General features: G+C 64.3%; 11 protein-coding genes. 6 read left to right on the forward strand and 5 right to left on the reverse strand.

All coding sequences use genetic code 11. The annotated features are described in order from the left end of the window. Nucleotides 1-21: 21 nt before the first annotated feature. Entirely contained in the window at nt 22-1,479 is a 1,458-nt protein-coding gene (locus ABEA18_RS05705; RefSeq protein WP_345448323.1) for an amidase, read from the reverse strand. Continuing rightward, entirely contained in the window at nt 1,472-2,221 is a 750-nt protein-coding gene (locus tag ABEA18_RS05710; protein WP_345448324.1) for a Type 1 glutamine amidotransferase-like domain-containing protein, read from the reverse strand. The genes ABEA18_RS05705 and ABEA18_RS05710 overlap by 8 nt, the downstream gene beginning before the upstream one ends. A gap of 197 nt (nt 2,222-2,418) precedes the next feature. Here ABEA18_RS05710 and ABEA18_RS05715 point away from each other — a divergent pair, with 197 nt between their 5' ends. The 3 genes from ABEA18_RS05715 to ABEA18_RS05725 all read left to right on the forward strand — a co-directional run bounded on the left by ABEA18_RS05715 (nt 2,419) and on the right by ABEA18_RS05725 (nt 4,087). Beyond that, a complete protein-coding gene (locus ABEA18_RS05715) occupies nt 2,419-2,745 on the forward strand; it encodes a rhodanese-like domain-containing protein (RefSeq protein ID WP_345448325.1) in 327 nt (108 codons plus the stop codon). A gap of 31 nt (nt 2,746-2,776) precedes the next feature. Further along, entirely contained in the window at nt 2,777-3,724 is a 948-nt protein-coding gene (gene pheA, locus ABEA18_RS05720) for a prephenate dehydratase (protein ID WP_345448326.1), read from the forward strand. A 129-nt stretch (nt 3,725-3,853) separates the two neighbouring features. Further along, entirely contained in the window at nt 3,854-4,087 is a 234-nt protein-coding gene (locus tag ABEA18_RS05725; RefSeq protein WP_345448327.1) for a hypothetical protein, read from the forward strand. 27 nt (nt 4,088-4,114) lie between these two features. Here the strand turns inward: ABEA18_RS05725 and ABEA18_RS05730 are convergent, their stop codons facing one another. Then, nucleotides 4,115-5,161 carry a diacylglycerol/lipid kinase family protein gene (locus ABEA18_RS05730; RefSeq protein ID WP_345448328.1) on the reverse strand — a complete coding sequence of 349 codons (1,047 nt, stop codon included), beginning with the start codon at nt 5,159-5,161 and terminating at the stop codon, nt 4,115-4,117. Between the two features lie 111 nt (nt 5,162-5,272). Here ABEA18_RS05730 and serS point away from each other — a divergent pair, with 111 nt between their 5' ends. The 3 genes from serS to ABEA18_RS05745 all read left to right on the forward strand — a co-directional run bounded on the left by serS (nt 5,273) and on the right by ABEA18_RS05745 (nt 8,619). Next, the gene (gene serS, locus ABEA18_RS05735; protein WP_345448329.1) at nt 5,273-6,553 is read left to right on the forward strand and encodes a serine--tRNA ligase; all 1,281 of its coding nucleotides are present in this window, start codon (nt 5,273-5,275) and stop codon (nt 6,551-6,553) included. 98 nt (nt 6,554-6,651) lie between these two features. After that, nucleotides 6,652-7,671 (forward strand): hypothetical protein, encoded by a 1,020-nt coding sequence (locus ABEA18_RS05740; RefSeq protein ID WP_345448330.1) that lies wholly within the window; start codon nt 6,652-6,654, stop codon nt 7,669-7,671. Nucleotides 7,672-7,773: 102 nt separating this feature from the next. Then, nucleotides 7,774-8,619, forward strand: a complete 846-nt coding sequence (locus tag ABEA18_RS05745; RefSeq protein ID WP_345448331.1) for an HAD family hydrolase — start codon at nt 7,774-7,776, stop codon at nt 8,617-8,619. Nucleotides 8,620-8,663: 44 nt separating this feature from the next. Here the strand turns inward: ABEA18_RS05745 and ABEA18_RS05750 are convergent, their stop codons facing one another. After that, a complete protein-coding gene (locus tag ABEA18_RS05750) occupies nt 8,664-9,746 on the reverse strand; it encodes an FUSC family protein (protein WP_345448332.1) in 1,083 nt (360 codons plus the stop codon). Between the two features lie 69 nt (nt 9,747-9,815). Beyond that, entirely contained in the window at nt 9,816-10,415 is a 600-nt protein-coding gene (locus tag ABEA18_RS05755; protein ID WP_345448333.1) for a hypothetical protein, read from the reverse strand. Nucleotides 10,416-10,548: the final 133 nt, after the last annotated feature.

Genomic DNA, 10,548 nt, shown 5'->3' on the forward strand with positions numbered 1-10,548 from the left:
TCATTTAGATGCCTAGGGCAACTATTCGCCGGGGTGGAGCGTCGGTTTTTGCTGCCCCTCAAGCTGCCTTGCGAGCCGCAGGAGAAGGAGCTCGGAACCCTGTTTTCCGATGAGCTGGATGCCCATCGGAAACCCCGTTCCAGGCGTTGGGCCGGTCCAATGAACGGGCACGGTGATCGCCGGCAGTCCGCACACGTTCACCATGGAGGACCATGGCGCAAACTCGCATTGCTTGCGGTAGTCGTCGTCTGCGTCGCCCGGCCAGTCTGGGGCCGGCCATTGTTCGCCTCCGGGAATTGTCCCGGTGAACCAGCCCACGGGCCGTGGCGTCTGTGCCAGTGACGGCGTCAGGACGAGGTCCCACTGCGCGTACTGGGTGACGGTGTCGTGGGTGAACTGCCGCAGGAAGCTGAGCGCCTCGTTGACCTTGCCTGCGCTCCGCTGTTGCGCCCGACGCCGGAAGGTCCGGGTCAGCGGCGTCAGCAGGGCTTCACGCTGGGGCAGGATCCGGGCGCTCCCGACGCCGGCGGTCCAGGCGGTCGTGAACGCTTCCGGATAGCGATTGTCGTAGCGGATCTCGGCCTCGAGCACTGAATGGCCCGCTTCCATCAGTAATTCGATGCCCTTGGCGAGGGCATCCAGGGCCTCCCGCTCAGGGGCGAAGGGAAAGGCGGTGGACCACGGGCTGTCGAGGCTCACGCCGATGCGCAAGGCCGTGGGCGCTTCCTCGAGGCCCGCGATGTAGCCCCGGTTCGGCCGGATTCCGTGCGGGACGAGGGCATCCATCATGAGAGCGGCGTCGGCGGCGGAGCGCGCCAGGGGCCCGGCCACCACGAGTCGTGCCGCGTCTCCGACGCTTTCCCCGGCCGGCACCAAGCCCCGGCCCGGCTTCAGCCCCAGCAGTCCACATGCCGCAGCGGGAATACGTATGGACCCGCCGCCGTCGCTCCCGGGCGCGAAGGGAACCAAGCCCGCGGCAACCGCCGCAGCGCTGCCTCCCGAAGACCCGCCGGAGCTGCGGCTCAATGCGTGGGGATTGCGCGACGGCGGTGCGATACGGTTTTCGCTGTAGGCCGTGAGTCCGAATTCCGGAACCTGAGTCTTGCCCAGTGAGATGGCGCCGGCGCCTTTGAGTGCTGCGGCAAGCGCTCCGTCCTCCGGGGCGGGCTTACGGTCCAGGGCTCCACTGCCATGAGTGGTCACGACTCCCGCAACATCGGTGAGGTCCTTGAAGGCCAGCGGCAGGCCGTGCAGGAGGGGAAGTTCGGGACCTGCGTTGCGCCGGCGAACGTACGCTGCGTCCGCGGCCCGGGCGTCGCGCAGGGCCTGGTCTGCCGTCACCGTGACGAAAGCCCCCAGCGTATGGTTCAGCTCGCCGATCCTCGCAAGGAAGTGCTCAGTCGCCTCAGTTGCAGAGAGCTGACCGGCGGCCAAGGCTTGGCGCAACTCGACCGCGCCGAGTTCGTGGATGTCAGCCAAGGAAGCGGGACTCCAAGCGCTCCTCCACGGCGACGGAAACGGCGTCGGCCGAATCGCCGGGTGCAGCTGTGACGCGATAAGCAGCCTTGCCCCTGACTTCGGCAACCACGTCCACAAGTTCCGTGCCTCTGTAAACGAGCCCGACGCCGTCGTCGGTGCAGTGCGTTTCCCCCAGAGCGCCCTCTGCCACCAGTTGGTGGACAAGCGGGCGGCGGCCCGGCTCGGAGTCATAGTGGACACCGTTGGCGTAGGGGAGGAACCCCAGTCCGTTGGTCACGGCGCGCAATTCAGGGCCGTAGGAATCCGTGGTGCCGCCTTGGTACCAGCAAATCGAGCCTGCGGAGACTCCGGCCAGGACTACACCGTGTTCCCAGACGCGCCTCAAAATGCCGTCCAGTCCGTGCGCACGCCATACGGCCAGAAGATTGACCACGGAACCACCGTTGACCCACACCACGTCCTGTTCCAAAAGGTACGCTTCGGGATCGCCGTAGTTGGGCATCGTGAAAAGGTTCAGGTGACTGAAATCGAAGCCCGAAACTCTCGCGGCTTGGTCCAATTCCGCAGCGAACCAACGCTGGTCTCCGGAGGCAGTGCCGATATGCGCCACTCGCGGCGCTCGTCCGCTCACCCCGGAGAGTTCGACGGCGTGGTGAACCAGGAGGTCGAACTCCAGCCTGGTGCGATGACCGGACTTATAGCCACCGGAGGTTGCCAGGATGGTGGGCTCGCCAGCAGCCATGGTGCCTCCTTTCCGCCCGTGGGTGGTTTCGATCGCCACAACGGCGAACATTTAGCGCCAACACTAGTGCCGCAGCGGCGGAGTGAGGAAGTACCGTGACCTGCCGCGAGGGTTCCTGCGTTGATGCGAAGCGAGGTAAGGGTAGCGGTGGGGACTAGGCTTGATTCGGAGATCTGAATCAACTGGAAGGGACCCACGTGAGCGATTTCGAGACCGTGCCTGTCGGCGATGTTCCGGCGGACGCGAAAATCCTGGACGTCCGGGAGGATTACGAATGGGTGGCGGGCCACGCCGAGGGTGCGCTGCACATTCCGCTTGACCAGATTCCGGGCCGGCTTGACGAGCTTGATCCCGACGATGACCTGTATGTGATCTGCCGTACGGGCGGACGGTCCTACAGGGCGGTCCAGTGGCTGGTGGGACAGGGCTATACCGCCACCAACATCGGCGGAGGCATGGACATGTGGTTCGAGACCGGCCGCCCGATGGTTTCGGAGAACGGCCTCAAGCCGGTCGTCCTGTAGCCATAACGCATAACACCTAAGGAATATATACATGTCGGGATCCGCGCTCACCTACACCTTCCTCGGTCCGGAAGGCACCTTCACCGAGGCTGCCCTCCTGCAGGTCCCCGGCGCGGCCGATGCCAAAAGGGTGCCCTGCACCAATGTGAACACGGCTTTGGAGAGGGTTCGCCAGGGCGAAGCGGATGCGGCCATGGTGCCGATCGAGAACTCGGTGGAAGGCGGCGTGACCGCCACCCTGGATGCTATTGCCACCGGAACCGAACTGCGGATCATCCGTGAAGCCCTTGTTCCCATCACGTTCGTGCTGGTTGCCCGCCCCGGCGTGAAGATATCGGACATCCGCCGGATCTCCACGCATGGCCATGCCTGGGCCCAGTGCCGGCTATGGGTTGATGAAAATATCCCGAATGCGGAATACGTGCCGGGATCCTCTACGGCGGCAGCCGCCGTCGGACTTCTCGAAGGCGAGGCGCACTACGACGCCGCCATCTGCGCCCCCCTTGTCGCGGCCGAACGGCCGGGCCTGAATGTCCTTGCCGAGAACATCGGCGACAACCCCGGCGCAGTTACCCGCTTCGTCCTGGTCAGCCGTCCCGGTGCACTGACAGAACGAACCGGCGCGGACAAGACCACCGTCGTCGTGCCCCTTCCCGAAGACCGCCCCGGCGCACTGATGGAAATCCTGGACCAGTTTGCCACGCGCGGAGTCAACCTCAGCCGCATCGAGTCCCGGCCCACCGGCCAGTATCTGGGTCACTACTTCTTCAGTATCGATGCCGACGGCCACGCCTCCGACGCGCGGGTAGCCGATGCCTTGGCAGGCCTGCACCGGATCAGCCCTGCCACCCGCTTCCTCGGATCCTACGCCCGCGCGGACGAGCAGAAAGCCTTGGTGGCCCCGCATACCTCCGACGCCGCGTTCGCGTCCGCGCATGCCTGGGTTCGGGGCATTTTGGGTGGGGAACCGGGTGCTTGACCGGCCCGAATCCGCTCCGCAAAGCGTTGGATAATTGACTCTTCAACCCCTATCGCGTGGATAAAACTGTGCGTATGCTTGCTTGATCCACAATTGATGGACGCATGCCCCTAACGGAGGGAGCGGGCCATGTCAGGAAATAGCAATGACACCAGCGGCCAGGGAATGATCGTCAACCCCAAGCCCAAGGCGGACAACCAGGACTGGGACGGCGACGACGCCGACCGGGCCGATCGGCTGCGCTTTGAGGAAGAACAGGCGATGATTCGCGAGCAATCGGAAGCGCGCGCAGCCGCCAAAGCCTTGGCAGAACACAAGTTGGCCGAACACAAAGCAACGGAAGCGGCGAAGAACGCCAAGTAGCGTGCCGCGCTATTGCACGCACACCGCTTATTGGACGCGAACGAGGAGCGAACGCGGCTCCACCTTGACGGTGACCTTTGTGGCTTCGCCCGAGGGATCACCGTCAAGTTGCGTGGCCATAGGTTCGCTGCTGCTGATGACCACTTTGCCCGAGCGGTAGTAATTCATGACCGGCAGGTTCCGGTTGTGCTTGAACAAGATCTTTGTGTATACCGCGATCCAGCCGATGGCGCTGCGCGGGCTCATGACCACAACGTCCAGGACCCCGTCGTCGATCATCGCACCGGGGATGAAGTCGATGCCCCCTGGAATCAGGCCGCAATTGGCGAACAAGACGCTTCGGATTTTCCGGGATTGCTCGGGCTCGTCGTCCATGGCAATGGTGACCTTTTTGCGCCGGCCGGGTAGGTGGCGGACGCCCGCCTCGGTGTAGGCCAGCCAGCCGACTGCCTTCTTGAGGCCGTCGTTGGTATCGCCCACAACCTCGGCGTCCAGGCCCATGCCGGCGATCACCAGGAAAGCATGCTCGGAAGAGGCGCCTGTCCGCTCGTTGTGGATCGCCATCCGGGCGGTGTCGATGTAGCGCTGGTGGCCGAAGAGTGCCGTGTGGACGTTGGCACGCAGATCGTTGACATCCAGATTCACGTTGCGTGCCAGCAGGTTTCCGGTTCCCAGGGGGATCAAGCCCATCGCGACGTCAGTGTGCGCTAGGGTCTCTGCCACCACGCGCACGGTACCGTCGCCGCCGCCGACGAGTACGACGTCGGGCTTATACGCGAGTGCCGCCTTGGTTTGAGAATGGCCGGGATCCTCCGCGGTGGTGTCGAAGAAACGGGGTTCGTCCCAGCCCGCAAGATGGCAGGCATCCCGGATGATCCTCCGCGCGTCCTCGGCCTTTGCTTTGACCGGGTTGAGGATCACGGCCACCCTTTGCAGACCGGCTTCGGGCTTGTGTGCGTCTTCGTGCACAGCGCTGCGGGTATGCCTGGCCCTGAGCCGGCGCACGCCCCACCAACTGGAGACGGCGAAAACCACGCCCCCAGCCAGAATCACGTACAGGATCCAGTTGCTCATGGTGATTCAACCCTATCCCGCTGCGGGTGCGGCGGCGCACGGCGGAAGGGGGTGCCTGCCGCCGTCGGACGCTGGCCACGGAGTTGCGCCCTCATTCGATACTCTTGTCTGGTGATCGACGTAAAAGACCTCAGCGAAAACCCGGACAAGTTCCGTGCCAGCCAGCGCGCCCGCGGCGCCGACGAGTCCGTGGTGGACGCGATCATTTCCGCCGATGCAGACCGCCGCGCGGCCCTGATCCGCTACGAAAACCTCCGTGCCGAGCAGAACGCCTTTGGCAAGAAGGTGGCACAGGCCAAGGGCGAGGAAAAGCAAGCGCTGCTGGCCGAGGTCAAGGAACTGGCCAACTCGGTCAAGGCTGCCTCTGCCGAAGCCGACGCCGCCCAGGCCAAGCAGGAAGAGCTGCTCCGCGTCATCCCCAACCTGATTGAGGACGGCGTGCCCGAGGGTGGCGAGGACGACTTCGTGGTGGTCAAGACGGTCGGCACCCCGCGCGAATTCACTGACTTCGAACCGAAGGACCACCTGGAAATCGGTGAACTCATCGGCGCGATCGACATGGAACGCGGCGCCAAGGTCTCCGGTGCGCGCTTCTACTTCCTCCGCGGCGTCGGTGCCCGGCTGGAGATGGCACTGTTGCAGATGGCCATGGACCAAGCCATCGAAGCCGGCTTCGTACCGATGATCACCCCCACCTTGGTGCGTCCGGAGATCATGCAGGGCACCGGTTTCGATGTAAAGCACGACGCCGAGATCTACCGTCTCGCCGAAGACGACCTTTACCTTGTGGGAACCTCGGAAGTGGCCCTCGCCGGCTACCACTCGGACGAGATCCTCGACCTTTCCGCAGGCCCCATCCGCTACGCCGGGCAGAGCTCCTGCTACCGCCGCGAAGCCGGTTCGCACGGCAAGGACACCCGCGGGATCATCCGAGTCCACCAGTTCAACAAGGTGGAGATGTTCATCTACACCACGGTTGAAGAGGCCGCTGCCGAGCACGAGCGACTCCTGGCCTGGGAAGAGGAAATGCTGGCCAAGGTCGAGCTCCCGTACCGCGTGATCGACACCGCAGCGGGCGATCTCGGCATGTCCGCGGCCCGGAAGTTCGACTGCGAAGCCTGGGTTCCCACCCAGAACGCGTACCGCGAGCTCACGTCGACGTCCAACTGCACCACCTTCCAGGCCCGCCGCCTCAACATCCGCGAGCGTGCGGTCAATGAAGACGGCGTAGCGAAGGGCACCCGTGCCGTCGCCACCCTCAACGGCACGCTGGCCACCACCCGCTGGATCGTTGCCATCCTCGAGCACCACCAGAACCCGGATGGCTCGGTCAACGTCCCCAAGGCGCTCCAGAAGTACATCGGCGGCCTCGAGGTCCTCCCCGTTCTGTAACCGGCCTACTGGTGCGGACGCGTCCTCCACAGCCGGGCTTGTCCACATAGAGCCAAAGCGCGGCTGACGCTGCGGAACGATCCACGGATAGTAATTCCATGGACATCCCTCCGCAGCTCATTGTCTCCGCCGAGCGGCTGGCTCTCACCGGCTCCACGGCCGTGGTTCACCGGCCGTTCAGGGCAGGACGCCTCGTCCGGCTGAGGCGCGGGTTCTACGTGAAAACCTCCACCTGGGTGGAAGCGACGCCTGCCCAGAGGTTCGAGTGGTCCGCAGCAGCGGTCGGGCTGGCATTCGACCGGCCCGTCTTTTGCGGTGAGTCCGCGGCCGTCATGCTCGGCGTTCCTACACTTCGCCCCCCGGAGTTCGTCGATCTAGCCACTTCCTCGGAGCGGATCACGGGACGGCGGCCAGCAACGTTTGTGGTCCACGGAAACAGCGCGCTTGCCGAAAAGGCCCGGAATGCAGGCAACCATCCCATGCGCTATGTCCTTCGACGCGACGCGCAGCCCGTAGTTTCCGGCCAGTTTTCCTGCACAAGTCCGGTGCAGACGGCCATGGATGTCATGTGTTCCTCGTCCTTCAGTCGCGCGCTCGTTGTAGCTGACGGAATCGCACGAATGCTCTGGGAACAGGGTTTGCTAGGGCAGGATGCCTGCTTGATCGAACACCCTGGGATCGCCTTGGCGCTGGACGGGATCGTGGCTGATGCGACCAAGCACCGGGCCGTCCGGATTGCGAGCTTGGCTAACACGAAGGCCGAATCGGCAGGGGAGTCGTTCAGCAGGGCTGTCATCGAGCTGCTGGGCTTTGAGCAACCGCTCCAACAGCACATGATTGTTGATTCCGGCCAGTTTGTTGCCCGGACCGATTTCTGGTGGCCGGAGGAATGGATCGCGGGCGAATTCGATGGCAAGCAAAAGTACTCGGACGAGGACGTGCGGGGGGATTGGAGCGCGGAAGAGGTCGTGCATCGGGAGAAGCTGCGTGAGGACAGCATCCGTGCACTGGGGTTCACCGTCGTCAGGTGGAATTGGGCGGATTTGGAGCAGCCAGGCCGTCTTCGGCGGAAGCTCGTGCGCGCCGGACTGCGGCCTCGCGCCAGGGCTTCAGGTTAACACTCACACTGTGGACAAACGTGGGAGTATTCACCGCGTGTTAATCCGCTGCTGTGGTCTGCGTCCTAGCTGGGGTCGTGTGGGGTCTGCTTCACTGGAGGCATGACTATTTTGACTGGTACCTCAGTCGCTGGCATCGATGACCAGCGGAATTTGAATCACAAACTCATGATCGCGTTGGACGTCGACGGAACCCTCGTCGATCATGATGGCCACATGTCGCCAAGTGTCCGCGACGCCGCACGGGCAGTCGTCGCCCACGGACACGACGTCCTGATCGCCACCGGCCGCTCGTTGAACGCCACCTTGCCCATCATTGAGCAGATCGGACTGGAAAGCGGTTATGCCGTGTGCTGCAACGGCGGCGTGACGTTGCGGCTCGACCCCCAGCTGGACACAGGCTACGAGATCATCCACAAAGCCACTTTCGATCCCGCTCCGGCATTGATGGCACTTCGCGAGCAGCTTCCGTCCGCCAAGTACGCGCTCGAGGACGAGGACGGGAACTTCCTCTCCACCGAGCGGTTCCAGGACGCCAGCTTCGGCGTTGAGGCAATCGGCGTCGATTTCCAGACGATGCTCGATGCCACTGCGGTGCGTGTCGTGGTGTTCAGCAGCGAGAACACGGCCGAAGAATTTTCCACAGCCATTCGCAAGATCGGGCTGTCCGGGGTCACCTACTCGGTAGGCTGGACGGCCTGGCTGGATATCGCCGCCGCCGGGGTCACCAAGGCCAGCGCCTTGGAGCAGTTGCGCCAGCGGCTCGGCACGCACCCCCGCCATACGGTGGCAGTAGGGGACGGCCGCAATGACATCGAAATGCTCAGCTGGGCCGGGCGCGGTGTCGCCATGGGCCAGGCGCCTGAGGAAGTCATCGCCGTCGCGGATGAGGTCACCGCTTCGGTGTACGACGACGGCGCTGCCCTCATCCTGGGTCGCTTGCTGTAACAGACCCGCGCGGCGGTCCGGCCGCGGCGGCCGCTTGTCGCAGCTCAGTCGGCCTCGGAGACCGCGGTGATCATACGCCGCAAGCTCATGGCCACCGACGCGGTGGCGTTAACGGGCGCGTTGCCGGACGCCGCCTCGGTGACGGTGTCACTTAGTTTTGCCACACTGTCCCGGGCTTCGGCCAGGGCGCTCTTGAAATCCTCGGCGTCCCCATGCCTCCATTGCCGGATCATTGCCGCAACGTCCTCCAGTGCCTCAGCCAAATTTGGCGGGACACCCTCCGGAATGACCGTTCCCGCGTTCTCTTCCCAGATCACGCTTGCCAGGACGTCAGTGACGTCCTGGACGTGGAATGTCAGTCGTTCCACTGTGCGCAAACCGGCCAGGTCACCGGGCAGGCGCCTAGCTCGACGGCGGGATCGCGGGTTCGCTTTGGCACTCAACTTCGCCGCCTGGACGGCCGTCCGTACCGCGGTCGCGGTGCGTGCGAGCTCGCCGCTGCGGCTAGCCCAATCCTCATGGTTCGGCGGCCATGACTCCGTCATGGCGCTGGCCATGTCCCTGAGTTGTTTTGACAGTGCCCGCTGGTGTCCGTCGATGGCGGGATCGATGCCTTCAAGATGCAGGGGAGGAAAGACCAGCCAGTTCACCGCGAAACCGACCGCCACGCCCATAGCCATTTGCAGGACGTACGCGAAAGAGAATCCCTGCGCATTCGAATAACCCAGGACCAAGACGAACAGCGCCGCCATGGGAACCCATTCGGAGGCGCTTCCAAGCCTTGGTAGGCCGCCGATCACCACGCCCAGGCCGACGACGACGGCCACCGCCAGTGCGTTCGGGGTGGTGACTGTGGTCACTGCGAAGGCCATGGCAATGCCCAATCCGAGTCCCAGCAGGCTTTGCAGCCCGTGCTTGGCGGAAGCCGCGACGGTGGGGTGCATGCTGACCAAGACACCCAAGGGCGCGTAGTACGGATAGGAAGCGGCTGTCCCGGGCATCAGCGGTGCAAGGTACCAAGCCAGCCCGGCCGCGACGGCCGTCTTTGCGGCAAACAGGAGGCGGTGGCCTGTGACAGCCTGCCTGAGAGCGGGAAGAAGCCGCCCAAGCTTTTGCTTGGAGATCATGGAGTCAAGGTAGGCCGGGAGGAATGGGTGTGTCGAGGACAAGATGGCTGAAGGCGTGCCGACGCAAGATCAGTAAACCTCGAGGATCAATTGCAGCAAGCGCGCTGCGGCGGGCCTGGCGGCGTGCTCCTCCACCCATTGGGCGCGGGCCAGGGCCTTGCTCACGGCCTGGGTGCTGATCCCCAGTTCCTGGGCCACGGCCTTCTGTTGTCCACGCACGCCCGGCGTCAGCAGGTCCAGGACACGCCACTCGGCGATGCTCCGATGCTGCACAATGTGCCCAAGGAGCCGAAGTACAGCCTCCGATTCGGCAGCGAGGGCAGCGATCGGCCCCTCGACGGCCACAGGGACGCGCTCTTTGCCATTCCGCAAGCGGTCCACGGCGCGGCGTGCGTAGACCAGGCCGTGTCCGGAGGCGTCTTTGATTTGCCTGGGCAGTGGTTCGTTGACCGGTCCGACGCCGATTCCCACGTACCACTGTCCGCTCCGCAAGGCGATGAGCGCCGAATCCACGGCCTGATGCGGGAGTTCCACGATGCCCTGGACTTCGTCCTCCACCGAGCGGTCAAAGTCCAAGCACGCCGGGATGTGGCGCAGGTCTTTGAGCAGCTGCGGTACGAGGTCTCCGTCGCCGCGGCTGTCGCGTTGGTTGATGGTCAGCGTGAACATGGTGGATCAAACATTACCGGCAGGTAGCTGACTTTCAAGCGGTTAATTCGAAGCCAACTTCTCGTTACGGCGGCGGGTGCCTGGCGATTGTGAGCCGGACCGTTGCGCGTCGGGGACCCACCCGTTAACGACG

Source organism: Arthrobacter gyeryongensis (genome assembly GCF_039543785.1).
Classification (GTDB): domain Bacteria; phylum Actinomycetota; class Actinomycetes; order Actinomycetales; family Micrococcaceae; genus Arthrobacter; species Arthrobacter gyeryongensis.

What these genes read in the sequence shown, in the direction of transcription:
- ABEA18_RS05710 (WP_345448324.1), bottom strand. Translation starts at nt 2,221, where the DNA reads ATGGCTGCTGGCGAGCCCACCATCCTGGCAACCTCCGGTGGCTATAAG.
- ABEA18_RS05755 (WP_345448333.1), bottom strand. Translation starts at nt 10,415, where the DNA reads ATGTTCACGCTGACCATCAACCAACGCGACAGCCGCGGCGACGGAGAC.
- ABEA18_RS05730 (WP_345448328.1), bottom strand. Translation starts at nt 5,161, where the DNA reads ATGAGCAACTGGATCCTGTACGTGATTCTGGCTGGGGGCGTGGTTTTC.
- ABEA18_RS05745 (WP_345448331.1), top strand. Translation starts at nt 7,774, where the DNA reads ATGACTATTTTGACTGGTACCTCAGTCGCTGGCATCGATGACCAGCGG.
- ABEA18_RS05750 (WP_345448332.1), bottom strand. Translation starts at nt 9,746, where the DNA reads ATGATCTCCAAGCAAAAGCTTGGGCGGCTTCTTCCCGCTCTCAGGCAG.
- ABEA18_RS05740 (WP_345448330.1), top strand. Translation starts at nt 6,652, where the DNA reads ATGGACATCCCTCCGCAGCTCATTGTCTCCGCCGAGCGGCTGGCTCTC.
- pheA (WP_345448326.1), top strand. Translation starts at nt 2,777, where the DNA reads ATGTCGGGATCCGCGCTCACCTACACCTTCCTCGGTCCGGAAGGCACC.
- ABEA18_RS05725 (WP_345448327.1), top strand. Translation starts at nt 3,854, where the DNA reads ATGTCAGGAAATAGCAATGACACCAGCGGCCAGGGAATGATCGTCAAC.